Origin of the sequence: Kocuria sp. ChxB, from assembly GCF_044359605.1 — a bacterium.
Taxonomy (GTDB): Bacteria; Actinomycetota; Actinomycetes; order Actinomycetales; family Micrococcaceae; genus Kocuria; species Kocuria rhizophila.
Window position 1 is genome coordinate 1126840 of record NZ_CP121123.1, and the last position, 24831, is coordinate 1151670.

19 protein-coding genes are annotated in these 24831 nt (G+C 72.0%); 13 read left to right on the forward strand and 6 right to left on the reverse strand.

Translation table 11 applies throughout. From position 1 onward, the window contains the following. Positions 1-216 precede the first annotated feature (216 nt). The 4 genes from P8S73_RS04930 to P8S73_RS04945 all read left to right on the forward strand — a co-directional run bounded on the left by P8S73_RS04930 (position 217) and on the right by P8S73_RS04945 (position 5487). Positions 217-1425, forward strand: a complete 1209-nt coding sequence (locus P8S73_RS04930) for a TAXI family TRAP transporter solute-binding subunit (protein ID WP_396350539.1) — start codon at positions 217-219, stop codon at positions 1423-1425. Then, the gene (locus P8S73_RS04935; protein ID WP_396350540.1) at positions 1422-3611 is read left to right on the forward strand and encodes a TRAP transporter permease; all 2190 of its coding nucleotides are present in this window, start codon (positions 1422-1424) and stop codon (positions 3609-3611) included. Before P8S73_RS04930 ends, P8S73_RS04935 begins: the two co-directional genes overlap by 4 nt. Positions 3612-3784: 173 nt before the next feature. Further along, the gene (locus tag P8S73_RS04940; protein WP_396350541.1) at positions 3785-4615 is read left to right on the forward strand and encodes an enoyl-CoA hydratase/isomerase family protein; all 831 of its coding nucleotides are present in this window, start codon (positions 3785-3787) and stop codon (positions 4613-4615) included. After that, positions 4612-5487, forward strand: a complete 876-nt coding sequence (locus P8S73_RS04945; RefSeq protein WP_396350542.1) for a 3-hydroxyacyl-CoA dehydrogenase family protein — start codon at positions 4612-4614, stop codon at positions 5485-5487. Before P8S73_RS04940 ends, P8S73_RS04945 begins: the two co-directional genes overlap by 4 nt. 6 nt (positions 5488-5493) lie before the next feature. Here P8S73_RS04945 and P8S73_RS04950 read toward each other — a convergent pair whose 3' ends face one another. Beyond that, positions 5494-6417: a LysR family transcriptional regulator gene (locus P8S73_RS04950; protein ID WP_396350543.1), complete on the reverse strand. Its 924-nt coding sequence runs from the start codon at positions 6415-6417 to the stop codon at positions 5494-5496. A 122-nt stretch (positions 6418-6539) separates the two neighbouring features. Here P8S73_RS04950 and P8S73_RS04955 point away from each other — a divergent pair, with 122 nt between their 5' ends. The 3 genes from P8S73_RS04955 (at position 6540) to P8S73_RS04965 (ending at position 10453) form a co-directional block, all read left to right on the forward strand. Continuing rightward, positions 6540-7715, forward strand: a complete 1176-nt coding sequence (locus tag P8S73_RS04955; RefSeq protein ID WP_396350544.1) for a CaiB/BaiF CoA transferase family protein — start codon at positions 6540-6542, stop codon at positions 7713-7715. Further along, positions 7712-8914: an acyl-CoA dehydrogenase family protein gene (locus P8S73_RS04960; protein ID WP_047979104.1), complete on the forward strand. Its 1203-nt coding sequence runs from the start codon at positions 7712-7714 to the stop codon at positions 8912-8914. Before P8S73_RS04955 ends, P8S73_RS04960 begins: the two co-directional genes overlap by 4 nt. Positions 8915-9199: 285 nt before the next feature. Continuing rightward, positions 9200-10453 carry a phosphatase PAP2 family protein gene (locus P8S73_RS04965; protein WP_235005140.1) on the forward strand — a complete coding sequence of 418 codons (1254 nt, stop codon included), beginning with the start codon at positions 9200-9202 and terminating at the stop codon, positions 10451-10453. Here P8S73_RS04965 and P8S73_RS04970 read toward each other — a convergent pair. Beyond that, positions 10362-11261: an MBL fold metallo-hydrolase gene (locus P8S73_RS04970; RefSeq protein ID WP_135010868.1), complete on the reverse strand. Its 900-nt coding sequence runs from the start codon at positions 11259-11261 to the stop codon at positions 10362-10364. The two genes, P8S73_RS04965 and P8S73_RS04970, sit on opposite strands and share 92 nt — an antisense overlap. Positions 11262-11449: 188 nt before the next feature. Here P8S73_RS04970 and gluQRS point away from each other — a divergent pair, with 188 nt between their 5' ends. Beyond that, positions 11450-12376 (forward strand): tRNA glutamyl-Q(34) synthetase GluQRS, encoded by a 927-nt coding sequence (gene gluQRS / locus P8S73_RS04975; protein ID WP_160119497.1) that lies wholly within the window; start codon positions 11450-11452, stop codon positions 12374-12376. Positions 12377-12497: 121 nt separating this feature from the next. Beyond that, positions 12498-14036, forward strand: coding sequence for a sodium/proline symporter PutP (gene putP, locus P8S73_RS04980; RefSeq protein ID WP_396350545.1), 1539 nt, complete (start codon positions 12498-12500; stop codon positions 14034-14036). A gap of 103 nt (positions 14037-14139) precedes the next feature. Here putP and P8S73_RS04985 read toward each other — a convergent pair whose 3' ends face one another. From P8S73_RS04985 to P8S73_RS05000, 4 genes are all read right to left on the reverse strand, one after another. Beyond that, on the reverse strand, positions 14140-15108 hold the full coding sequence (locus P8S73_RS04985) for an L-lactate dehydrogenase (RefSeq protein ID WP_396350546.1): 969 nt from the start codon (positions 15106-15108) through the stop codon (positions 14140-14142). Positions 15109-15591: 483 nt separating this feature from the next. After that, positions 15592-16527: a CoA ester lyase gene (locus tag P8S73_RS04990; RefSeq protein WP_053069501.1), complete on the reverse strand. Its 936-nt coding sequence runs from the start codon at positions 16525-16527 to the stop codon at positions 15592-15594. Positions 16528-17032: 505 nt separating this feature from the next. After that, a complete protein-coding gene (gene hrpB / locus P8S73_RS04995; protein ID WP_102614082.1) occupies positions 17033-19672 on the reverse strand; it encodes an ATP-dependent helicase HrpB in 2640 nt (879 codons plus the stop codon). 34 nt (positions 19673-19706) lie between these two features. After that, a complete protein-coding gene (locus P8S73_RS05000; RefSeq protein ID WP_102614083.1) occupies positions 19707-20474 on the reverse strand; it encodes a sulfite exporter TauE/SafE family protein in 768 nt (255 codons plus the stop codon). Between the two features lie 177 nt (positions 20475-20651). On the opposite strand from P8S73_RS05000, the gene P8S73_RS05005 reads away from it, so the two are divergent. From P8S73_RS05005 to P8S73_RS05020, 4 genes are all read left to right on the forward strand, one after another. Beyond that, positions 20652-21608 (forward strand): 1,4-dihydroxy-2-naphthoyl-CoA synthase, encoded by a 957-nt coding sequence (locus P8S73_RS05005; RefSeq protein ID WP_102614084.1) that lies wholly within the window; start codon positions 20652-20654, stop codon positions 21606-21608. Positions 21609-21616: 8 nt separating this feature from the next. Continuing rightward, positions 21617-23290 carry an AMP-binding protein gene (locus P8S73_RS05010; RefSeq protein ID WP_396350547.1) on the forward strand — a complete coding sequence of 558 codons (1674 nt, stop codon included), beginning with the start codon at positions 21617-21619 and terminating at the stop codon, positions 23288-23290. A 19-nt stretch (positions 23291-23309) separates the two neighbouring features. Further along, positions 23310-23822: a 2'-5' RNA ligase family protein gene (locus tag P8S73_RS05015; protein WP_121566537.1), complete on the forward strand. Its 513-nt coding sequence runs from the start codon at positions 23310-23312 to the stop codon at positions 23820-23822. A gap of 124 nt (positions 23823-23946) precedes the next feature. After that, a complete protein-coding gene (locus P8S73_RS05020) occupies positions 23947-24831 on the forward strand; it encodes a 1,4-dihydroxy-2-naphthoate polyprenyltransferase (RefSeq protein WP_396350548.1) in 885 nt (294 codons plus the stop codon).

Consider the following 24831-nt stretch of genomic DNA (forward strand, 5'->3'; position numbering starts at 1 on the left):
TCCTGAGACCGCCAACGGCACCCACCCGTGTCGCAACCCGGCCCGGCGTTGCCCGCCCCAACCACCGCTGATACCCGTTACGCATAAAACTCGCGAGTAAGTGTCGTAGATCACTTCATGGCTGTATGAATGAGAACCTCCGGTTCCCCTGGCCGCGCCCACTGGGGCGGGACGCAGGACCCGGTCGATCCGTCGGACCAGTTCAGTGGAGGCACCATGCCGCGTACCCTCAACCGCCGCGCGCTCCTGGCCGCAGCGGCGTCGTTGCCCGTGCTGGCCGGTGTGGCCGGGTGCTCGGGCGGCTCGACGGCCGCCGGGGGCACCCAGCAGCTCGTGTGGTCCACGTTCGGCGTGGGCACGGGCACGTACAACGACCTCGCTGCGGTGGCCAACACGCTGACCCAGGAGACGGGCCGGCAGATCCGGCTGATGACCTCGGACACCGGCATCGGGCGCCTGGCGCCGCTGATCAACGGGACGGCGCAGTACTCGCGCACCGGGGACGAGTACTACTACGCGTTCGAGGGCAACGACGAGTACTGCTCGGAGCAGTGGGGACCGCAGGCGCTGCGCCTGGTGTGGACGCCCCCGGGCAACTACGGGGTGCTGGTGCGCAAGGACAGCGGCATCGAGACCGTGGCGGACCTCAAGGGGAAGAAGTTCCCCAAGCTGATCGCAAGCACGTCCATCAACCGCAAGATGGAGGCGATCCTCAACTTCGGCGGCCTCACCGGCAAGGACGTCCAGATGGTGGACGTGACCTACAGCGGCCAGATCGAGGCGCTGAAGACCGGGCAGATCGACACCCTGTACCAGAACGTGGTGGGCGCCAACGTGTCCGAGCTGGCGTCCCAGTACCCCATCCGCTGGTTGAACCTGGGCGGCGGCACACCCGCCCAGTACGCCACGTGGAAGGAGCTGGCCCCCATGGTCAAGCCCGGCGAGTTCTCCAAGGGCGCGGGCCTGGCCAAGGGCGAGACGGCGGTGAACATGCAGTACACCATCCCGGTGGTCGCCCGTGCGGACCGGCCCCACGAGGAAGTTGCGTCGCTGGTGGCTGACATGGACCACTACTACCCCGACTACAAGGACACCACCCCGGACGCCCACCGCTTCGGCGCGGAGCAGATCCAGCTCACGCCCCTGGTGATCCCGTTCCACGACGCCATGGTGGAGTTCCTCACCCGCAAGGGCCGCTGGAGCAAGGACCTGCAGACCCGCCAGGACGCCCTGCTGGAGCGCGAGCGCCGCATGCACGAGGCCTGGCCCGCGTTCTGGCAGGACCACAAGGACCGCGACGACCCCAAGTCCGCGCGCAAGGAGTGGGTGGACTGGAAGAAGGCCAACCTCCCCGAGCTCCCGGACACCCCCGGCACCCTGCCCGGCGCCTCGTCCACCACCGCACCCTCCGGAGGCCACGCATGAGCACCCCGTACCAGTCCGGCGACGCCGCCGGCACCGCCAGTGCCTCGGCTGCCGCTGGCACCGTTGGCCCCATCACCGCCCCCGGACCGGCCATCGACCCCCGCACCGGCGCTGAGATCACCGCCACGCGCCTGCACCCGCACGCCGCGGGCACCGGCAGCTCCGCGTCCGCCGCTCCCTCCGGGGGCGACGCCGCCCAGCCCACCATGCCCTCGGACGTCTCCCTGCACGACGCGAGCCCGCGGCTGACGCCGTTCTGGCGCAGCCTGGTGATCGTGCTGACCGTGGTGGGCGTGCTGCTGACCATGAACCAGGTGTTCTTCTGGAACGTGGGCGGGGTGACCATCCCCACCAACTCGTTCCTGTACCTGCTGATCGCGGTGTTCGTGCCGATCGTGTTCATCGTGACCCCCATCCGCAAGCACGCCCCCGGGGCCGCGGCTCGGCAGCGGCGGGGTGTGCCGTGGTACGACGTCCTGCTGCTGCTGGCCGTGGTGGGCACGTGCGTGTACTTCGCGGTGCACGGCATCGAGATCCAGGAGTACGGCTGGCAGTACATGGCACCCACCCTGGCCACCGTGCTGAGCTTCGTGTTCTGGGCCCTAATCCTGGAGACCCTGCGCCGGGCCGCCGGTCTGGTGGTGCTCGTGATCGCGTTCCTGTTCTCCGTGTACCCGCTGTTCGCGGGGATCATCCCGCTGTCCTTCCTGCAGGGCATCTCCTACGACCTGCCCACCCTGGCCCAGGTGCACACCATGGGCGTGGACAGTGTGCTGGGCCTGCCCCTGCAGACCGCGGGCACCATCCTGGTGGGCTTCCTGCTCTTCGGCGTGGTGCTGCAGCACACCGGGGGCGCGGACTTCTTCCACGAGCTGTCCATGGCCGTGTTCGGCCGCTACCGCGGCGGCTCCGCCAAGGTGGCCGTGGCCAGCTCCGCGGCCATGGGCATGATGAGCGGCTCGGCGGTGTCCAACGTGCTGACCACGGGGCCCATGACCATCCCGGCCATGAAGCGCTCCGGGTTCAGCGCCCGGGTGGCCGGGGCCGTGGAGGCCACCGCGTCCTCCGGCGGCTCCATCACCCCGCCCATCATGGGCACCGCGGCGTTCCTCATGGTCTCCTTCGTGGGCGTGCCGTACACGACCATCCTGGTGGCGGCCACCATTCCCGCGATCCTCTACTACCTGGGCATCTTCCTGCAGATCGACGGCTACGCCGCCCAGCGCGGCCTGCGCGGAACGCCCAAGAACCTGCTGCCGCGCGCCCGTCACGCCCTGGCCATGGGCTGGCCGTACCTGGGTGCGCTGGCCGTGCTCACCGTGCTGCTGTTCACCACGGACTCCGAGGCCCAGGTGCCCTACTGGGTGGTGGCCATCCTGCTGATGATCGCCCTGGCCAAGCCCAGCGTGACGTTCGGTCCCCGCCAGTGGGTGGACATGGGCGTGGACGTGGGCAAGACGCTCGCGCAGATCGTGGGCATCATCGCCGGGGTGGGCCTGATCCTGGGTGGCCTGACCGCCACGGGCGTGGCGCTGTCCCTGTCCCGCGACCTGGTGGCCCTGGTGGGCGACAACGTGGTGCTCATCCTCATCGCCGGCGCCGTGGTGTGCTTCATTCTGGGCATGGGCCTGACCATCTCCGCCGCGTACGTGTTCCTGGCCATCGTGATGGTCCCGGCCGTCACGGCCCTGGGGGTGGACCCGATCGCCGCGCACCTGTTCGTCATCTACTGGGCATCGGTCTCCTACATCACCCCGCCCGTGGGGCTCGCGGCCTTCGCCGCGGCCGGCATCTCCAAGGCCTCCCCCATGGCCACGTGCTTCTCCGCCATGAAGCTCGGCGCCGTGAAGTACGTGGTGCCGTTCGGCTTCGCGCTCAACCCCGCACTGGTGGCCCAGGGCGAGCCAGTGCACATCGTGCTGGCCTTCCTCTCCAGCCTCGTGGCGGTCTACGCGATCGCCGCGGCCATGGGCGGCTGGCTGACCTTCGTGGAACGGCAGCTGCCCGTGTACCTGCGGGTCGTTCTCGCGGTGGGCGGATTCATGATGTTCCTGCCCGGCGTGCTCGTCACGGTCATCGGGCTGGCCCTCGTGGTCGCCGCGGCCGCGCTGGCGCGCCTCAGGAAGCCCCGCGCCGTCGTCGACCCCGAGACCGGGGAGATCACCCGGGTCCCCCAGGGCGCGTGACCCACCGCCGAGCGCAACCCCCGGGCGCGTTGCCCGCACCGCAACGGATTGATGCCGGATCGGAATGAATGCCCGGCGAGTGCGACCCGCGTCACCGTCAGGCGGTATGAAAGAAGGTGACGACGAGCGCGGGCCGCAAGGCTCCGTACGAGCACACCGAAGGAGAACGCCCCATGAGCACACAGAACACCGACGTCCTGACCGTGGACGTCACGGACGGGATCGCCCTGGTCACCGTGAACCGGCCAGAGGTGCGCAACGCGATCAACGCCACCGTGCTGCGGGCCATCACCGAGACCCTCGCGGAGCTGGCCGAGAACGAGGACGTGCAGGTGCTGGTCTTCACCGGCGCCGGGGACAAGGCGTTCGTGGCGGGCGCGGACATCAACGAGCTCGCCGTGCGCACGCCCAAGGACGGGCTGAGAGCCACCATGCAGGGCGTGTACGAGAAGGTGGAGCAGTTCCCCAAGCCCACCATCGCGGCGGTGAACGGCTACGCGTTCGGCGGTGGGCACGAGCTCGCCCTGGCGTGCGACATCCGCATTGCGTCCACGAACGCGCAGTTCGCGCTGCCCGAGACCGGGCTGGGCATCATGCCCGCCGCGGGCGGCACGCAGCGCCTGGCCAAGCTCGTGGGCCTGGGCCGGGCCACCGAGATCGTGCTGACCGGGCGCCGGGTGAAGGCCGAGGACGCCCTCGCCATGGGGCTCGTGACCCAGGTGGTGGAGCCGGACGAGCTGCTGGACACCGCCCGCGAGACGGCGCAGGCCATCATGGCCAAGGGCCCGCTGGCCATCCAGCTGGCCAAGACCGTGATCCGCCACGGCTTCGACGTGGACCACCAGACCGGGATCCTGCTGGAGCGCCTGGCCCAGTCCGTGCTCTACAGCAGCGCCGAGAAGGCCGAGGGAACCACCGCGTTCCTGGAGAAGCGCACCCCCGATTTCCGCACGGCAGCACAGCAGGACGCCCCGCAGAACGCACAGAAGGACGTGAGCAAGTGAGCGAGAACCCCCTGAAGGACATCCAGCACATCACCGTGATCGGCGCCGGGGCCATGGGCTCCCAGATCGCCATGGTGTGCGCCCTGGCCGGGTACGACACGGACGTGGTGGACATCAAGCAGGAGGCCGTGGACAAGGCCTCCGAGCAGCTGCACTCCCGCATGGACCGGGACGTCAGCAAGGGCCGGCGCACCCAGCAGGACGTGGACGCCGCGTTCGAGCGCCTGACGTTCTCCACGGACCGGGACGCGTGCGCCGCGCAGGCGGACTTCGTGATCGAGGCCGCGGTGGAGGACCTCACCATCAAGCGCCAGGTCTTCGCGGAGCTGGACGCGGTGTGCCCCGAGCACACCATCCTGGCCACCAACTCCTCGAACATCGTGTCCTCGCGGGTGGCGGACGCCACCAACCGCCCGGAGAAGGTGTGCAACGTGCACTTCTTCAACCCCGCGCTGGTGATGAAGTGCGTGGAGGTGGTCCCGCACCAGGGCACCTCGCGCGAGACCGTGGAGACCGCCATGGAGCTGGCCCGCGCGATCGGCAAGGCCCCCGTGGAGCTCAAGAAGGAGGTCCCGGGCTTCGTGGCCAACCGCCTGCTGGGCGCGCTGCGCTCCGAGGCGCTGAAGCTCTACGAGGACGGAGTGGCGGACTACAAGGACATCGACGTCGCGGCCAAGACCGCCCTGAACCACCCCATGGGTCCGTTCGAGCTCATGGACATGGTGGGCATCGACGTGGTCTACCTGATCCGCCTGGCCGAGTACGAGCAGACCGGTGACCCCGCCTCCCTGCCCGCGAAGTCCGTCACGGAGAAGTACGAGGCCGGTGACTACGGCCGCAAGACCGGCCACGGCTGGTACGACTACGAATAGGACCTGCTAGCTCCCGGGGACCCCTGCGGCCTGGCCGCGGGGGTCCCCGTAGAGGTTCTGGGCCAGGCGCACCACCGCGCGCAGGGCGGGGTTGGGGTCTGCCGCGCGCCACACGAGCTGGACGTCCAGCGGCCGCTGCGGCTGAACGAGGGGCAGGAACACCACGCCGTCCGAGGACACGTTGTCCCGCACGCTGTCCAGGCTCAGAGCGCAGCCGATCTGGGCGGCCACGAGCACCACCAGGGTCCACGAGTCCGGCGCCACCTGCGCCACGCGAGGCACGAAGCCCGCCCCGGTGGCCAGGGAGGTCAGCCGGTTCTGCAGCGCGGCCCCCGGACCCGCGGGCAGCACCACCCACGACTCCTCGGACAGCTGGGCCATGTCCACGCGGGCGGAATCGGCCAGCGGGTGGTTGCTGGGCAGCACCACCATGACTTCTTCGTGCCCGACCACGGAGCAGCGCAGCTCCGAGGGGATGAAGTCCCACCGCCCGATGGCCACGTCCAGGGATCCGTCCAGGACTTTCTGCATGGCGGTGTGGGAGAACTGCGAGCCGTGCAGCTCCAGGTGGACCCCGGGGCGGTGGGTGCGCACGTGACGCGCCAGCTCCGCGACCTTGCGGTTGATCGAGGCGCCCGCGAATCCCAGGCGCACCCGCCCGGTCTCCCCGGTGACGGACTTGGCGACGGCGCGGCGCGCGTTCTCGGACGCCGCCACCAGCTCGCGCGCGGGATCCAGCAGGGCCTGCCCGGCCGGGGTGAGCGAGACCTGCCGGGTGCTGCGCTCGAACAGCTGAGCCCCCAGGGACTTCTCGATGCTCTTGATGAGCCGGCTCAGGGGTGGCTGCGCGATGCGCAGGGTGGCGGCGGCGCGGCCGAAGTGCAGTTCCTCGGCAACGGCCAGGAATGCCTTGGCCTCGTGGACTTCCATGCCCGGAGCCTACGTGATTGTTGCCACAGGAGCATTACTGAGCGTCCCTTCGTGTATTGGACAGAACCCAATGCCGGTGGTTGTGTGTGGTGAAACACAGTCACCGGCACAGTGGAGCGTTCATGTCCCCCATTCAGGAGTCGACCCCCGGGCCGCTCAGCGGCATCGTCGTCGCGGACTTCTCCCGCGTGCTGGCGGGCCCGTACTGCACCATGCTGCTCGCGGACATGGGTGCCACCGTGATCAAGGTGGAGGGCCCGGCCGGGGACGACACCCGCGGGTTCAAACCGCCCAGCCGGGACGGGGTGGGGACCTACTACCTGTCCGTGAACCGCAACAAGCACTCGATCGTGCTGGACCTGGGCGAGCCCGCGGACCTGGAGACCGCGTACGAGATCATCGACGCCGCGGACGTGTTCATCGAGAACTTCAAGCCCGGCGGGCTGGCCCGCTTCGGTCTGGACCCGGAGTCCGTGGCCGAGCGGTGGCCCGGGCTCATCCACACGAGCATCACGGGCTTCGGCACGGCGGGCGGCGCTCACCTGCCCGGCTACGACCTGCTGGTCCAGGGGGTATCGGGCTTCATGTCCGTGACCGGCTCCGCGGACGGCCCGCCGCAGCGCGCGGGTGTGGCGATGTTCGACGTCCTCACCGGGCTGCACGCCGCCGTGGCGGTCCTCGGGGCCCTGCACGAGCGGGACGCCTCCGGGAAGGGCCAGCACATCCACCTGGACCTGCTCTCCTCCGCGCTGTCCTCCCTGGTCAACCAGACCACGGGCTACGCCGCGTGCGGCAACGACCCCCAGCGCATGGGCAACGACCACCCCAGCCTGTTCCCCTACGGCCCCTTCCCCACCGCGGACAAGGACCTCATCATCACGGTGGGCAACAACCCCCAGTTCCGGCGTCTCGTCACGGTGCTGGGCCTGCCCGAGCTCGGCGAGGACCCCCGCTTCGACACCGTGGAGAAGCGCAACAACCACCGGGACGAGCTGCGCCCGCTGCTCAACGAGGCGCTCTCCTCGGACACCGCCGAGGCATGGGCCTCCCGGCTGCAGGCCGAGGGCCTGCCGTGCGCCCCCATCCTCAGCATCCCCGAGGGCGTGGAGTACGCCGCCTCCCTGGGCCTGGAGCCCGTGGTCGAGGTGGGCGAGGGCGAGGAGGCCGTGCCCCTGATCAAGAACCCCGTGACCTTCAGCCGCACCCCGGTGCGCTACGACAAGGCCCCGCCAGCCCTCGGCGCGGACGGCACCGAGGTCATGAACTGGCTCCGCTCCCACCGAAAGGACCCGTCATGAGCGAACTGCTCGAGAACCCCGACTTCTTCCTCCTGGACCAGGAGCTCTCCGCCGAGGAGACCGCCCTGCGTGACCGCGTGCGGACCTACGGCCGGGAGCACGTGCTGCCCACCATCAACGAGGCGTGGGAGGCCGGCGAGCACCCCCTGCCCGTGTTCAAGGGCCTCGCGGACCTGGGCATCGTGGGCACGTTCATCGAGGGCTACGGCTGTCCGGGGCTCTCCCGCCAGGCGGCCGGGCTGGTGGCCCGGGAGATGGGCCGGATCGACGGCTCCGTGAACACGTTCTTCGGCGTGCACTCCAACCTGTGCATGGGCAGCATCTACATGCTCGGCAACGAGGAGCAGCGCCAGCGGTGGCTGCCCACCATGGCGAGGATCGAGAAGACCGGGGCGTTCGCGCTCACCGAGCCCACCCACGGCTCGGACTCCGTGTCCCTGGAGACCTCCGCTCGCCGGGACGGGGACCACTGGGTGCTCAACGGGCACAAGCGCTGGATCGGCAACGGCCACGCCGCGGACGTCATCGTGCTCTACGCCCGGGACGAGGCGGACGGGCAGGTCAAGTGCTTCGTGGTGGAGAAGCAGGAGGACGGCGAGTACCCGCAGGGCTACCGCCCCGAGGTCATTGCCGGCAAGATCGGCAAGCGCGCCATCAACCAGGCGGACATCGTGATCGAGGACCTGCGGATCGCGGACGAGAACCGGCTGGAGAACTGCCACAGCTTCAAGGACGTCAACAAGGTCCTCAAGGCCACGCGCGGCGGTGCGTCCTGGGAGGCCGTGGGCCACGGCATGGCGGCGTTCGAGATCGCGGCGAACTACGCCCTGGAGCGCGAGCAGTTCGGCATGCCGATCGCCAACTACCAGCTGGTGCAGGAGCGCCTGGCCACCATGCTCTCGGACCTGACCTCCCTGCAGCTGATGTGCACCCGCATGGCCCAGTTGCAGGAGAGCGACCAGCTCACGGACGCCATGGCCTCCCTGGTGAAGATGACCACGTCCCGCAAGGCCCTGGACATGTGCCGCACCGCCCGAGACATGCTGGGCGGCAACGGGCTGCTGCTGGAGAACCACATCGGCCGCCACCTCACGGACATGGAGGTGGTCTCCACCTACGAGGGCACGGACTCCGTCCAGGCGCTGATCGTGGGCCGGGCCATCACCGGCGTCTCCGCGTTCACGCGCTCCCGCCGCTGATCCGGGCCGTGCATCCGCGGAGCACGCCCCGTCTCCGCTTCCCCGTACCCGGGTCTCCGGGCCGCGCGCCCGCGGCCGAGCTCAGGGCCGGGCTCTCCGGAGTGCGCGCCCGCGGCTGATCCCCGCGCCCACCCCGATGCCCGGGGCCGGTTCGCTCCGAGCGGGCATCCAGCACGATGACGTGCGGCTCACAGCCGGAACCCGGCGGGTCGTGCCACCATGGAGGGCCGGGTCCACCATCTCCGAGGGGACCCGTCCGCTGTCTTCCGATGAGGTCCGCCGTCCGTGTCCCACACCCCGTACCCCCCAGGCCCCGACCCCTACCGCTCCGGCCCCCAGCACGGTGATCCGTACCGCGGTGGCCAGTACCCCGCACCGGTCTACGGCGGCGGCTACGGCGCCCCCGCTGCGGTTCCCGGCTCCCCGGGTCCTGTTCCCGTGTCCCCGGCCCGGCCCCTGAGTGCGGGCACCGTGGTGGCCGCGGCGCTGTCCGTGGCCCTGCTGTGGGGGCTCGTGCTGCTGGTGGCCCATGCCGGGCTGAACACGGTGACCGGTCAGGCCCTGGACGAGACCGCCCTGCAGCAGGCCAAGGCGGACCGCAACACCTTCTTCCCGTCCTTCGTGCTCGTGGCCGCCCAGTTCCTGCCCGAGGTGGTGGCGGTGCTCGCCGGGGCACTGGCGCTGGTGTGGGCCGTGCGCTACCGCCGGTGGGTGGCCGCCCCGTGCGCAGCGGTGGCCGTGGTCGCCGCCAATGTGAGCACCCAGGTCCTCAAGCACGGGGTCTTCGACAAACCGGACCTGGGGGTGCAGCAGATCGCCTCCAACTCGTTCCCGTCCGGGCACACCACCGCGGCCGCCTCCCTGCTCATGGCCGCGCTGCTCGTGGCCCCGCCGCACCGTCGGGCCCGCGCCGGACGGTGGGGGGCGTTCCTCGCGGCCGTGGTGGGCATGACCACCGTGCTCAACGGCTGGCACCGCCCCACGGATGCCGTGGCCGCCCTGCTCATCGTGGGCGGCTGGGGTGTCCTGGCGGCCCTGGCCACCCAGCTGATCGACGCCGCCGTGGCACGCAGCCGTCTCCGCACCGGGGGCACCCCGGCCGGGAGCTACCGCCGGTTCATGGACGAGCGCTCCCACCGCCGCCAGGAGCGCGCATGGAGCGAGGACCGCGGGGACAGCGCCTACTTGCCGCCCGCGCACGAGCGGCAGGCGCGGGAACTGGAGCGGGCGGCGTCGGCGGCGAGGGATGCGGAGCGGCGGAACCGGCCGCGGGCCCAGCGCGGGGCCTGGGATCCCCGGCCGTACGGGTACCGGGGCGCCCTCATGACCGTTCCCGCGAGGCCGCGGCTGGGCACCGCCGTCACGCTGACCGTGGTCACCGGCGCACTGCTGGCCGTGGCCATCTGGTGGCCCTATCCCGCGCTGGCGGGCACGTTTGGCGGGCGCGTCACGCTGACGGCGGGGTATCTGGGGATTGCGGCCGCAGCTGCTCTGGGATGGTCGATGGTGGCACGTCGGCTGCGCTCTGCGACTCGATGAGCGCCCAGCGGTCCAGGAACACCCGGGCCACACCGGCCTGGTAGGGCAGGCGGTACATCGCCGCGGTGGAGGGGCCGTCCTCCGTGACCTGCACCTCGCGGGCGCGGCGCAGGGCCAGCTCCATGGTGTCCGCCTGCTGCGTGACGAAGTTGACGGTCACGGGCGTGCCGTGGCCGGGCACGAACGCGGTGTAGCGCTCCAGGGTGGCCAGCGCGCGCAGGGACTCCACCCACCGCTGCGGGAAGGCGTCCTCGAAGTTGGGGTCCGCGCCCTCCTCCACGAGGTCCCCGCAGAACACGACGTCGTCCACGCCCACGCAGACGTCGTTGTCCGTGTGGCCGGGGCCCAGGAAGAACAGGGTCACGGGCCGCTCGCCCAGGTCGATGCGTGTGAGGGACGGGCGCAGGCCCGTGCCGGGCAGGGTGTTGGTGGGCAGCACCAGGCGGGTGTCGATCCCCTCGCCCGCGCCCATCTCCGGCTCCTGCGTGCTCACGAAGCTGCGCTGGTACTCCCCCACCTCGGCCATCGCGCTCGCGCAGGCCTTGTGCGCCCAGAACTCGGTGGCGCCGGCGCGCGCGAACACCGCGTTGCCCATGAAGTGGTCGTAGTGCGCGTGGGTGTTCACCACGGTCAGCGGCAGGTCCGTGATCTCACGGACGGCGGCCAGGATCTCCCGGCCCTGACGCGGCCCAGCACCCGTGTCCACCACCAGGGCGCGCTGAGTGCCCAGCACCAGACCGGAGTTCAGTCTCCAGTTGTCGGTGCCGATCACGTAGACGCCGGGGCGCAGCTCCTGGGTGCGTGCCATGCGCTTCACTCTATCCGTAACGCACTACCGGCCCCGCATCGGGAAGGGCCCGCGGAGCCCGCGGGACGGGGGCGCAGCGGGCGTGGTGCGAGCCACGCGCTGGTCCGGGCGGGGGCGGGAGCGCAGCCTTCCCAGACCGCACGCACCCCTCCGGTGCGCCGGGCTCCGGTGCTACTGTCTCTCGCGTGATGCCCCGCCACACCGAGACCGCCCCCGCCCCCGCGGGCCGCTTCGCGCCGTCGCCCTCCGGGGACCTGCACCTGGGCAACCTGCGCACGGCCCTGGCCGCGTGGGGTTTCGCGCGCGCCACCCGTCGCCGGTTCCTGCTGCGCGTGGAGGACCTGGACCGGGTGAAGCGGGGCGCCGCCGAGCGCAACGTCGAGGACCTGCGGGCCATCGGTCTGGACTGGGACGGGCCCGTGGACCTGCAGTCCGAGCGCATCCCCCTGTTCTTGGAGCGCGTGCGCACCCTCACGGACGCCGGGCTCACCTACGAGTGCTTCTGCACGCGCCGGGAGATCCACGCCGCGGCCTCCGCACCCCACGGCATCCCGGGTGCCTACCCGGGCACGTGCCGGAACCTGACCGAGGAGCAGCGGGCACGACGCCGCACGCAACGTCCTCCCGCCGTGCGGCTGCGCGCGGGGGTGCGTGAGTTCACGGTGCACGACCACTTCGCGGGCGAGTTCACGGGTGCCGTGGACGACATGGTGCTCGTGCGCAACGACGGCACCCCCGCGTACAACCTGGCCGTGGTGGTGGACGACGCCGAGCAGGGCGTGGACCAGGTGGTGCGCGGGGACGACCTGCTGCCCTCCGCTCCCCGGCAGGCCTACCTGGCTGGACTCATGGGCCACGGCGTCCCCGAGTACGCGCACGTGCCCCTGGTGATGGGCCCCTCCGGGGACCGGCTGGCCAAACGGGACGGCGCCGTGACCCTGCGGGAGCTGCAGGAGCTCGGGCACACGGCGCAGGACGTGGTGGGGTGGCTGGCCCGCTCGCTGGGGATCACCCACCCGGTGCGCACGGCCGCGGATGTCATGGATCACTGGGACCCCGCGAGCTGGACCAGGGAGCCCACGGTGTTCGAGCCGTGGGATGCGGCGCAGGACTGAACCGCGGAGTCCACCCGGGCGGCGTACCCTTGTGCTCTGCCTCACTTCATGCAACCGGGAACCATTTCATCCCCCTATACAGTGGGCGCAGTCCAACGACCCCGTACCGGAAGGCACGCGCATGTCCGATCAGGCGTACCAATTCATGGCGATCCTGGCGTACTTCATCGTCATGATCTGCATCGGCCTGTGGGCCAACAGCAAGACCAAGAACCTCGACGACTACATGCTGGGCGGGCGCAACCTCAAGCCCGGCGTGGCCGCGCTCTCCGCGGGGGCGTCGGACATGTCCGGGTGGCTGCTCATGGGTCTGCCCGGTGCGGTGTACCTCTCCGGTCTGGTGGAGGCGTGGCTCGCGATCGGCCTGACCGCGGGTGCGTGGGTGAACTGGAAGATCGTGGCGCCGCGGCTGCGCGCGTACACGGAGGTCTCCCACAACTCCATCACCATCCCGTCCTTCCTGGACAACCGGCTCAAGGGCAACACCCGGGTGCTGCGCGTGATCTCCGGCGTGATCATCCTGGTGTTCTTCACGTTCTACGTGTCCTCCGGCATGGTGGCCGGCGGCGTGTTCTTCCAGTCCTCGTTCGGCACCAGCTACCTCACGGGCATGCTCCTGGTGGCCGGCGTGACCGTCCTGTACACGTTCTTCGGCGGGTTCCTGGGCGCGTCCTACACGGACCTCTTCCAGGGCCTGCTCATGCTGATCGCGCTGCTGCTGGTGCCCATCGTGGGCGTCTTCCTGGTGGGTGGGCCCGGTGAGATGGTCAACCGCATCGAGGCCGTGAACCCGGACGCGCTCTCGCTCTTCGCGGGCGGCACCGCCGTGGGCATCATCTCGTCCCTCGCGTGGGGCCTGGGCTACTTCGGCCAGCCCCACATCATCGTGCGCTTCATGGCGCTGCGCACCCCCGCGGATGCGAAGGCCGGGCGCCGGATCGGCATCGGCTGGATGCTGCTCACGGTGCTGGGTGCGATCGGCACCGCCCTGGTGGGCCTGGCGTACTACGGCAACCGCCCCGGCGAGGAGCCCACCGACCCCGAGGCCATCTTCCTGGACATGTCCCAGGTGCTGTTCCACCCCCTGGTGGCCGGGTTCGTGCTGGCCGCGGTGCTCGCCGCGATCATGTCCACGATCTCCTCGCAGCTGATCGTCTCCTCCTCCGCCCTGGTGGAGGACCTCTACAACCTGGCCGCCAAGCGCACCCCGTCCCCCAGGGCGCAGGTGTGGCTCGGCCGCGGCGGCGTGCTGCTCGTGGCCGTGGTGGCCGCCGCGCTGGCGTGGGAGCAGAACTCCACCATCCTGGACCTCGTGGGCTTCGCGTGGGCCGGCTTCGGCGCCGCCTTCGGTCCCGTGGTGCTCATGAGCCTGTTCTGGCGCAAGCTCACCAACGCGGGGGCCATCTCCGCCATGGTGGTGGGCGCCGCCACGGTGTTCCTGTGGCAGTACACCCCGTGGAGCGACCTCTACGAGATCATCCCCGGCTTCATCCTGGGTGGCCTGGTGGGCGTCGTCGTCTCCCTGATCACCCACCGGGACAACCCGGAGATCGACCGCGAGTTCGACGAGACCCTGCGCCTGGTCAACCACCCCGAGGAGGCTGACCCCGCTGCCGCCGCCAAGGCCGCTGCCGGTGAGGCCCCCGCCGGGGCCGTCTGAGCAGACCCGGCGCCCCGGCGCTGACACGTGAGAACGCCCTCGCACCGTACGGTGCGAGGGCGTTCTCACGTCCACGGCCGTGGCGGTTCCGCCACGAACCGGCTCAGAACCCCAGGTCGCGCAGGGACCCGCGCATGGTCTCGGCGGAGGCGCGCAGCTGCTCCTTCTCGGGCTCACCCATGGGGATCCGCAGGCGCTGGCCCACACCGGTGCCGCCCACCACGGACGGCACGGACAGGGCCACGCCGTTCACGCCGTAGTAGTCGTCCAGCACCGTGGACACGGACAGCACGGCCTGCTGGTCCTTCAGCACGGCCTCGGCGATCCGCACACCGGCCAGGCCGATCGCGTAGTTGGTGGCGCCCTTGCCCTCGATCACGCGGTACGCGGCGTTGACCACCTGGTCCTTGAGCTCCACCAGGCGCTCCGGGGTGAAGGGACGGCGCCCGTCCACCTCCCACTCGCTGACCGGCACCTGGCCGATGCTCGCGGAGGACCACACGGGGAACTCGCTGTCCCCGTGCTCACCGATGATGTAGGCGTGCACGCTGCTGGTGTTGACCTGCGCCTCGTTGCCGATCAGCCAGCGCAGGCGGGAGGTGTCCAGCACGGTGCCGGAGCTCATGATCCGCTGGTACGGCAGCCCGGTGATCTGCTGGGCCACCACGGTGAGCACGTCGCACGGGTTGGTGACCAGCACGAAGACCGCCTGCGGGGCCTGCTCCAGCAGCTGCGGCATGAGGGACTTCAGGATCGCGGTGTTGGCACCGGCCAGGTCCAGGCGGGTCTGCCCGGGCTTCTGCTTGGCGCCGGCGGTCACGAACACGATGTCCGCGTCCTTGAGCACGGCGACGTCGTCCGAGCCCTCCACCCGGACCCCCGGGGCGAACATCTGCCCGTGGGAGAGGTCCAGTGCCTCGGCCTGCACCTTGGCGGTCTGCAGGTCGTAGAGCGCGATGTCCGTGGACGTGCCGCGGATCATCGCGGCATAGGCCAGCGAGGTGCCCACGGACCCCGCTCCCACGATTCCGATCTTGGTACGGCGGACGGTGGTTTCGTTGGACGGGCTCACGGTGTCACTGCTCCATTCGACGCGGACTGTCCGGCCACGCCCGGCCGCCTGGGCGGCACGGACACGGTCCGGTTGGCGGGAACACCTCCCGGTTCCGCGTTCCGCGCCCGGCCGAGGCCGGATACAGGTGGCACCGAAATGCGTTCCCACCACCATCTTCCGCCGTCGCCCCGTCCCGGGCAATGACGCAGCCCACTCCCCGGCGGCGTGTCTCCGCCGGGGCTGCCTCGAGGGGTGGGGACCCACGGGAGGCGCCTCCACCGGGACGGCGCAGGCCGGGGCCCGCGCAGGTGGACGTGCGCGGCGTCGTCGCCCACGGTGCCCGGCGCCAGGCCGGGGCACACACGCGGGAACGGGGCGCCGGCCGGGACGCCGTGCTCGAGGGGCCGGCGCGCGCACGACGGCGCGGCGGCGTCGCCATCCGGGGATGACGACGCCGCCGCGCCGGGTTCCGCACGAACGCCCGGGTGGGGCGCCGCGCGCTCAGCAGTGGTAGGTGTCCGTGGGGGCCTCGAAGTGCATGTCGTAGCCCTCGGGCAGGCGCATGCCGAACGCTGTGGCCAGGCCCAGCACCTTGCGGGCGCGGGCCAGGCGCGGGAGGTCGGAGCCGTTGCGGATCTGGCCGCCGTCCTCCTCGAACTCCTGCAGGAACTCGGTGGCCCAGGACAGCTCGCTCAGGGACGGGGACAGGCCCTCGTTGACCGTGGCGGTCTGCTCGGGCATCAGGCACAGCTTGCCGGTCATGCCGAACTCGTCCGTGACACCGGTGGCCTCGGCGAGCTTGGCGCCGAGCGCCCCGACCGCGGGGCCGTCGATGGGACCCGGGAGGTTCGCCGCGCGGGAGGCGATGGTGAACTGCGAGCGCGTGTACGCGAGCGCCATGGGGTTCTCGCCGAAGCCGGTGTCTCGGCGGTAGTCGCCGATGCCGAACGCCAGGCGGTACGTGGAGCGCGCGGTGGCGATGTCCTGCAGGTTCTGCACCCCGCGGGCGGTCTCCACCAGGGCCACGATCCGGGTGCCGCGCAGCAGCTCCGCGGTGCGGGTGACGTGCTCGGGGGACTCGGTCATGGCAAGCATCACGCCGTCCAGGCCGGGGACGTCACGCAGGGCCTGGAGGTCCTCCTCCCACCACGCGGTGCCGAAGCCGTTGATGCGCACCCACGCGCGGTTGACCTGGCCGTCCTGGTTGCGGGAGCCGAGCCACGCGATCACGTTCTCACGGGCCTGGGCCTTGTCCGCGGGTGCCACGGAGTCCTCGACGTCCAGCACCACGGCGTCCGCGGCGCTCTGGGCGGCCTGGTCGAAGCGGGAGACGTGCGAGCCGTTGACGAGCAGCCACGAACGGGCGAGCTCGGGGCCCACGGCGGGGATCTCGGTGGGGTCGATGGTCATGGCGGTTTCCGCTGTGGTGGTGGTCATGAGAGTCACTTCGCGATCTGTGTCTGAGAACGGACACGCCCCCTCGCGCCTCGGGCCCCGCTGCGGGTGCAACCGGTGTGCGGCACCGAGCGGATGCTCCGTGGTCGCTCACCGGCCCGTCCGCGCGACGGAACGGGTGAGGCGGGATGGCGCGGGTCAGCCGAGCACTCGAACCAGCCTGGATGATGAGGCGGCTGGTGCGGGTCGTCTGCCAGTCGTGCTGCCCGGGCCCCGCCCGTGAGGTGAACGGGCAGGCCCGCGACGCACGTGGTGGTGCGCCCCGGGGGATCGGGCGAAACTTCACAGTAACCCAGGTCACATCCCATCTCAACCGGGGTGTCCACGGGCGGTCCCGGCCGCACCGCACCCCCTCTGCGGTCACGGGTCGGCAGCCTGCGTCCACCCGCACCGTCCCGCCCCGAACCGGGGCAACCGTCCAGACCCCAGCGCCCCCGCCGCGTGCGCACACCGGGCCCGCGATGGCCGCCCGCGCCCGGACCCTTGCTCAGCCGTCCCGCCGCAGGGCGCGCGAGGTCTTGGCGGTGGCCACCGCGTTCCACGGGTCCTCGGGCCAAGGGTGCTTGGGGTAGCGCCCGCGCATCTCCGCGCGCACCTGGGTGTAGGGCCCTGACCAGAACGAGGCAAGGTCCTCGGTGATGGCCAGCGTGGCCTTCCCCGGGGACAGCAGGTGGAACTGCACGGGCACGCACCCGTCTGCCACGCGCGGGGTCTCCGCCCAGCCGAAGCACTCCTGCAGCTTCACGGCCACCACGGGCGGCCGCGCGGGTTCCGCCTCGTCCCAGACCTCCGGGTAGTCGATCCGCGCGGTGTTCCCGCTGGGCACCTCGAGCCGCCGCGGGACCAGCTCGTCCAGGCGGGCGGCCTCGGGCCAGGGCAGCAGCCGGCGCAGCGCGTCCGCCACGCGCACCGAGCGCAGCGATCCGCCGCGGGCCACGTCCCGCAGCTCCGTGCCCAGCCACTCGTCCGCGCGGGCGAGCAGGGCGGCGTCGTCCACCGCTGGCCACGGCTGCCCCAGGTGACGACGCAGCAGGGCAAGGCGCGCGCGCAGCCCGCGGGCGGCGTCGTCCCAGGGCAGCAGGTCCAGGCCCTCGGCGGCGAGCGCGGCGCGGATGGCAGGCACGGCGGTGTCCGGGTCCGCACGGACGGGCGTGGCGGAGAGCTCGATCGCGCCCACCGCACGCACCTCCCGGGTGCTCACGCGGCCGTTCGAGAAGCTCGCGCGCGTCTCGGTGCGGGCGAGCGGGCCCGCCACGAGCTGCGCGTGCTCGAGGTCCAGCGGTGCCGCCGCCCGGATCACCGCGCCCGTGCCCGCGGCGGCCCGTCCCGCGGCGCGGCTGAGGTCAGCGACCGCGAGCCACTCGTGGTGACGCAGCGGGCTCCCGGCCTCCAGCCCCGCGCGCGTTCCGGAGGCGAGCAGCCACTGGTCCCCGTGGGCGTCCATCCGCCGGGCCACCCACTCGGGCCGCGCCAGGCCCACGACGACGCCCTCCCGGACGCCGGCAGGCACGTCCGGTTGCGGCCCGCGGAGCGGCGCGTCCGTGTTCTCGTTGCCCTCGTCCGCCGCACCGTCGCCCGTGGGCGCGGGGTGCGCCGCCATCCGCTCCAACCGCTGCACCTCCTGGCGCCACCGGGCGGACTCGCCGCCGCGGGAGGAGCGCAGTCCGCGCACGAAGGCGGGGATGTCTGCGGCGGGCACGCGGGCGCCGTCGGAGACCGTGGCGATGACCTCCGCGGCCGTTCTGGCACCCACGAGGTCCGCACCGTCCAGCAGGGCGCGGCCCCAGCGGGGTTCCACGGGCAGGGAGACCAGCAGGCGGCCGAGGTCGGTGGCGCGGCCGTCCTCGGCCACCGCACTCAGCCGGGTCAGCTCGGCTTTGGCGTCCGCGCGGGCCCGGGGCGGCAGCGGGTCCGGCAGGGCCATGCCCTCGCCACCCGGGGAGCCCCACACGGCGAGCGCGAGGCACGCGGCGGTGAGGTCCGCGGTGCGCACCTCGGGGACGGTGTGGGCGGGCATGGCGCCCCAGGCGGCGTCGTCGTAGCAGCGCACCACGGTGCCCGGGCCCTGGCGGGCGGCGCGGCCCGCGCGTTGCTCGGCGGACGCTTTGGACGCGGAGACCGTGACGAGCCCGGAGATCCCGCGTCCGGCGTCCCGGCGGGGCTGGCGGGCCAGGCCGGAGTCCACCACGAGGCGCGCGCCGTGGACCGTGAGCGAGGACTCCGCGAGGGACGTGGTGACCACGATGCGCGGGCGCTCCCCCGTCGCGCGGCCCGCCACAGCGCGATCCTGTTCGCGCGGAGGCAGCTGGCCGTGCAGCTCGAGGACCTCGGCGTCGGTCAGGCCGCGCAGCTCGGCCGCCACGCGGGAGACCTCCCGGGCGCCGGGGAGGAACACGAGGGCGTCCACGGACGGGTCCTGTGCCAGAGCCTTGCGATGCGCGTCGGCCGCTGTGCGGGCCGTGTAGGAAAGGAACGCGGGGGTGACTCCGCGCTCGTCGAGACGCTGCGGGCCCGGCGCCCACTCGACCCCCAGCGGGTGCAGGGCCGACGGGCAGTCCACCACCGGGGCGGGCACGTCCCCGCCCAGCAGAGCCGCAAACCGCTCCGCCTCCACCGTGGCGGACATGGCTACGAGCACGAGGTCCTCCCGCAGCTGCCGCAGCTCCGCGAGCATCCCCACGAGCAGGTCCGACTCCACGCCGCGCTCGTGCACCTCGTCCAGCACCACCGCGGCGGTCCCGGTCAGTTCCGGGTCACGCAGCAGGCGGCGCAGCAGGATCCCGGGGGTCACGAACTCCACGCGGGTTGCCTTCGACGTCTTCCGCTCGCCCCGCACGCTCCAGCCGACGACGCCGCCCGGCTCCGTTCCCGTGAGCGCGGCCAGCCGGCGCGCGGCCGCCCGCGCCGCGACCCGACGGGGCTGGACGACGACGACGCGGGCAACCTCCCCCGCAGTGGTGCCATGCACCAGGTTGGCCACAAGCGGCGGGACCACCGTGGTCTTGCCCGTGCCCGGAGGGGCCTGGACCACGGCCACTCCCCCGGACAGGGCGCGCTCCAGCTCGGGGACGGACTCCGCGAACGGGAGCCCCGCGCCGATGTGGTCCAGGTCGAAGGGGATGAGCATGGTGTCCAGTATCGCGGAGCCCTCCCCCCGTGGTTCACACGAGCAGGTACAGCGCCCCCAGCACCGTGACCACGATGACTGCGGTGTCGAAGACCCGCTGCCGGATGCGGGTGATCGCCCACCGCCCCGCGAACGCGCCGAGCACCACGCCCGGAACCAGCAGGGCGTCGAGCACGAGGGTCTGGGTGGTGATGAGCCCGAGCCCCACGGAGACCGGAACCTTCAGCAGGTTCATCACCGCGAAGAACCATGCTGCCGTGCCCAGGAACGCGTGCTTGGGGAAGCGCGCGGCCAGGAAGTACATGGACATCACCGGGCCCCCGGCATTGGCGACCATGGTGGTGAACCCGCCCAGCGAGCCGTACCCCGCGGCCACGGCGCGAGAGGCAGGGGCGGGAGGAGCGGCGTCGTCGTCCCGGGGTGCCGCGTCCCGGTGACGCTGCCAGAGCGTGAGCGCCATGAGCATCAGCAGCATCACGCCGATCACGCGACGGACGAGCGAGTCCCCCGCGAACGCGAGGAACACGGCGCCCAGCCCGAGGCCCACCAGAACGGCCGGGAGCATACGAATCAGCGTGGGCCAGTGCGCGTGCTTGCGGTAGGTCCACAGCGCGAACATGTCCCCCACGATCAGCAGCAGGAGCAGCGCGCCGGTGGAGGGCTTGGCGGGGAGCACCGCGGCGAAGATCGCGACGGCCAGGGTGTTGATCCCAGGCAGAGCCGTCTTGGAGAACCCCACGAGCACCGCGCTCACCGCCAGGGCGGCCCAGGCGAGGGTGCTCAGATCCGGGAGCAGGGTCATGGGAGGTCCTTTCCGCGTGACGGGCGGAGAACTTCCCCGGCGCCCCGCACAATCTAGTGGAGCAAAGACAGCCCAGCGGCCCGGAATCTGCACTAACGGAGCACATGCAGGCGCCCGGGCAGAAGTGGATGGTGCGGACCGCGAGGGCACCGCCCACCCCGTCCTACAGTGGTACCCATGACCAACGCGCAGCTTCCCGACCGAGTGTCCGAGATCTTCGACCCCCAGCAGTGGCGACCCGTGGAGGGCTTCACCGATCTGCAGGACATCACCTACCACCGCGGGGTGGAGCGGGATGCCAGTGGTGCCGTGGTGAAGGACCTCCCGTGGGTGCGCATCGCGTTCGACCGCCCGGAGGTTCGCAACGCCTTCCGCCCGGGCACCGTGGACGAGCTCTACCGCACGCTGGACCACGCCCGCATGTCCTCGGACGTGGGCGCCGTGATCCTCACCGGCAACGGACCCTCCGCCAAGGACGGCGGCTGGGCGTTCTGCTCCGGCGGGGACCAGCGCATCCGCGGCCGGGACGGCTACCACTACGCGGAGGGCGAGACCGCGGACTCCATCGACCCCGCCCGCGCCGGACGCCTGCACATCCTGGAGGTGCAGCGCCTGATCCGCACCATGCCCAAGGTCGTGATCGCGGCGGTCTCCGGGTGGGCCGCGGGCGGCGGGCACTCGCTGCACGTGGTGTGCGACCTGACCATCGCCTCCGCCGAGCACGGGAAGTTCAAGCAGACGGACGCCACCGTGGGCTCGTTCGACGCCGGCTACGGCTCCGCACTTCTCGCCCGCCAGGTGGGCCAGAAGTTCGCCCGAGAGATCTTCTTCCTCGCCGATGAGTATTCCGCCGAGGACATGCACCGCATGGGCGCCGTGAACCGCGTGGTCCCCCACGCCGAACTGGAGTCCACCGCCCTGGAGTGGGCGCGCAAGATCACGGCACAGTCCCCGCAGGCCGTGCGCATGCTCAAGTACGCGTTCAACCTCCCGGACGACGGCATGGTCGGCCAGCAGGTCTTCGCCGGCGAGGCCACCCGCATGGGGTACATGACGGACGAGGCCGTGGAGGGCCGCGACGCGTTCCTGCAGAAGCGGGACCCGGACTGGTCCGCGTTCCCCTACTACTTCTGAGCCGCCACGTGAGTCCCCACGGCCCCTCACCGGCCCACGACGACGCCGTGCCCGCCCACCGCGGGCCCGGCACCTCCGCGGCGGGGCCGGGCTCTGCGGCCTCCCCCGCCGTCCCGGAATCCCCTGCCCCGGCGGCCCATGCAGCATCCGCTCTGGTGGCCCACTGCGGGCCGGGCACCTCCATGTCCAGGCCGGGCACTTCCGCGTCCGGACAAGAGCCCGGCCACCCGCTCGACGCGCCGCTGGCCGCGGAGCTGCCGAGCGACGTCGTGGTGCTGGACGGCCCCGTGGAGGGCAACCCGACGGCGTTGCTCCCCCGGCTGCGGGCAGTGCTGTCCCGCCCGGGGGCCGCGGTGGTCGTGGCCACCTCGGGATCCACGGGACGACCCAAGAAGACCGTGCTCAGCGCCGAGACGCTCACGGCCTCCGGGCGCGCGACCGAGCGGGCGACCTCCGGGCCCGGCCAGTGGCTGCTGTGCCTGCCCGCGCACTACGTGGCCGGGGTGCAGGTGCTCGCCCGCTCCGTCCTCGCGGGCACCACCCCCGTGGTCATGACCGGCGAGCACTTCACACCCCGGGCGTTCGCCGATGCCGCGGAGGGCATGAACCACCCCGTGCGGTACGTGTCCGTGGTGCCCACCCAGCTGCAGCGCATCTTGGACCCGGCCGACGGCTCCCCCGACCCCCGCTCGGTGGAGGCGCTCGCGCGTTTCGACGCCGTGCTCGTGGGCGGCTCTCCCCTGTCCCCGGCGCTGGCGCATCTGGCCGGCGCCGCCGGGGTGCGCGTGGTCCGCACGTACGGCATGTCGGAGACGTGCGGGGGCTGCGTCTACAACGGCGAGCCGCTGGACACGGTCACGGTCCGCATCCTGCCCGACGACGCCGATCCCTACCTCGCGCACGCCCCCGCACTGAGCGTTCCTCCCACCGAGGAGGCGTCCGCCGAAACCCGGTCTGCCGAGGCGGGGCCCGGAGGGACCTCCTCCGGAGCGGCGGGGTCCGCGGAGGCTCCCTCCGCCGCGGCACTGCCCGCCGTTGACCAGGGCCCGGCGTCACCGCTCGAGGGCCGGATCTGGCTGGGCGGCGAGGTGGTCGCCTCGGGCTACCTGAATGACCCCGAGCAGACCGCCGCCCACTTCCGTGTCTGCGAGGGGCGGCGCTGGTACCGCACCGACGACCTCGGATCGCTGGACGAGAACGGCCGCCTCACGGTGCTGGGCCGCACCGACGACGTGATCAACACCGGCGGCGTGAAGGTCTCTGCGGCTCGGGTGGCCGATGTGCTCCTGGACCACGACCGGGTGCGGCAGGCGCTCGTGCTCCCCGTGGCCCACTCGGAGTGGGGCCAGGTGGTGGCCGCGGTGGTGGCCGTGCGGCGGCCCCTGCACAGTGGGTCCGTCCCGGACGACCACCATCCCGACGGCGGTTTCGAGGGAGACCTCGACCCCGGCCTCGAACGAGAGCTGGCCCAGTCGGTGCGCGAACGACTGGGAGCCCCCGCCGTGCCCAAACGCTGGTGCCGGGTGGACCGCCTCCCCCTTCTCGCCACGGGTAAGCCCGACCGCCGCGCAGCCGCCGCGCTGTTCACCGCGGAACCGGGAGCGAGCCCTGGTGCGGGTCCGGGCGTGGGGCCGCATGCCGGCACCGCCGCGGAACCCAGCGCGCGCCCCGGCGAACGCTGAACGGCGGAACGGAGAAACTGTGCCCCTGTACTCCCTGGACCTCGTTCTCGCTCCGGGCGACGACGCCCTCGTCCGCGCCCGGTGGGATGCCCTGGACCGTGCCGGACTTCCGAGCCAGGCCCGCCACCGCAGCTCCTCCAACGCCCCGCATCTCACGGTGGTCTCGGCCCCGGGCTTCTCCGAGGCAGTGCTGCAGCGGGCCCGGGAGCTGTTCGGCCCCCTGCTGCCGTTCGTCGTGCCCGTCACCGGGCTCACGGTCCTGGGCAGGGGGCCGTACGTGCTGGCCGAGTCGCTCGCGGTTCCGCCCGCTGTCCTCGGCGCCGTGGCCGAGCTGCGGGCCCTGCTGCCGGAGCAGCGCACCCCGGCCGGCCCGTGGGTTCCCCACGTCACCCTCGGCACGCGCCTGGACGCCCCTGCCGTGGGCCGGGCGCTGGAGGTGCTGAGCGACGTCGCGCCACCCCGCTCGCTGGACGTCACCGCGCTGCGGCGCTGGGATCCTGACGCGCGAGAGGTCACGGTGGAGGTGCCTTGAGCCCCGCTCCGCGCCCGAAGCGCTCCGAGGTCGCACGCGCCAGCGCCGCCCGCACGGCATGTGCACCTGCACAGGGCATGAAACAATGACGGGACGTCCTCGTCCGTTCACGAAAGGTTGCACCGTGGCCACACCAGCTCAGTGGGTCGAAGGGGCACGCCTGCGCACGCTGCCCATGGCCGCGGCCCCGGTGATCGCCGGCACGGCCGCCGCGCAGACCATGTACGAAGCCCGTGTGGTGCCCGCGCTGCTGGCCCTGGTGGTCGCGCTCGCGCTGCAGATCGGCGTGAACTACGCCAACGACTACTCGGACGGCGTGCGCGGCACGGACGACGAGCGCGTGGGCCCCTTGCGCCTGACCGGTTCCGGCGCCGCCACCCCGCGGGAGGTCAAGACGGCCGCGTTCGCGTGCTTCGGCATTGCCGCCGTGGCGGGTGCCGCCCTCGTGGTGCTCTCGCAGCAGTGGTGGCTCGCCGTGGTGGGGCTGCTGGCCATTGCCGCCGCCTGGGGCTACACGGGTGGGAAGAAGCCGTACGGCTACATGGGCCTCGGGGACCTGTTCGTGTTCCTCTTCTTCGGCCTGGTGGCCACCCTGGGCACCACGATCACCCAGGCCGGCCGCCTGAACATGGACGCCTGGGTCATGGCGGTCTCCACCGGGCTCTTCGCGTGCGCCCTGCTCATGGCCAACAACATCCGGGACATCCCCGGGGACCGCGAGGTGGGCAAGCAGACCCTGGCCGTGCGGCTCGGGGACCCCAAGGCCCGGCTCACGTTCACCGCGGAGCTGTTCGTGGGCATGGTCCTGCCCCTGCTGCTGGTCCCCGGCAACCCGTGGGTGCTGCTGGTCTACGCCATGACCCCGCTGGCCGCGAACGCGGCCTCCACGGTGCTCAAGACCCCCGAGCGGCGCGAGCTGATCCCCGTGCTCAAGATGTGCGGGTTCATCAACCTGGGCGTCACCGTGCTCTACGCGGTGGCGGTGTTCGTGCAGCAGTACGTGGGCTGA

Coding starts and splice junctions, on each gene's coding strand:
- P8S73_RS04930 (WP_396350539.1), top strand. CDS start 217: ATGCCGCGTACCCTCAACCGCCGCGCGCTCCTGGCCGCAGCGGCGTCG.
- P8S73_RS04935 (WP_396350540.1), top strand. CDS start 1,422: ATGAGCACCCCGTACCAGTCCGGCGACGCCGCCGGCACCGCCAGTGCC.
- P8S73_RS04940 (WP_396350541.1), top strand. CDS start 3,785: ATGAGCACACAGAACACCGACGTCCTGACCGTGGACGTCACGGACGGG.
- P8S73_RS04950 (WP_396350543.1), bottom strand. CDS start 6,417: ATGGAAGTCCACGAGGCCAAGGCATTCCTGGCCGTTGCCGAGGAACTG.
- P8S73_RS04955 (WP_396350544.1), top strand. CDS start 6,540: ATGTCCCCCATTCAGGAGTCGACCCCCGGGCCGCTCAGCGGCATCGTC.
- P8S73_RS04960 (WP_047979104.1), top strand. CDS start 7,712: ATGAGCGAACTGCTCGAGAACCCCGACTTCTTCCTCCTGGACCAGGAG.
- P8S73_RS04970 (WP_135010868.1), bottom strand. CDS start 11,261: ATGGCACGCACCCAGGAGCTGCGCCCCGGCGTCTACGTGATCGGCACC.
- gluQRS (WP_160119497.1), top strand. CDS start 11,450: ATGCCCCGCCACACCGAGACCGCCCCCGCCCCCGCGGGCCGCTTCGCG.
- putP (WP_396350545.1), top strand. CDS start 12,498: ATGTCCGATCAGGCGTACCAATTCATGGCGATCCTGGCGTACTTCATC.
- P8S73_RS04990 (WP_053069501.1), bottom strand. CDS start 16,527: ATGACCACCACCACAGCGGAAACCGCCATGACCATCGACCCCACCGAG.
- hrpB (WP_102614082.1), bottom strand. CDS start 19,672: ATGCTCATCCCCTTCGACCTGGACCACATCGGCGCGGGGCTCCCGTTC.
- P8S73_RS05000 (WP_102614083.1), bottom strand. CDS start 20,474: ATGACCCTGCTCCCGGATCTGAGCACCCTCGCCTGGGCCGCCCTGGCG.
- P8S73_RS05005 (WP_102614084.1), top strand. CDS start 20,652: ATGACCAACGCGCAGCTTCCCGACCGAGTGTCCGAGATCTTCGACCCC.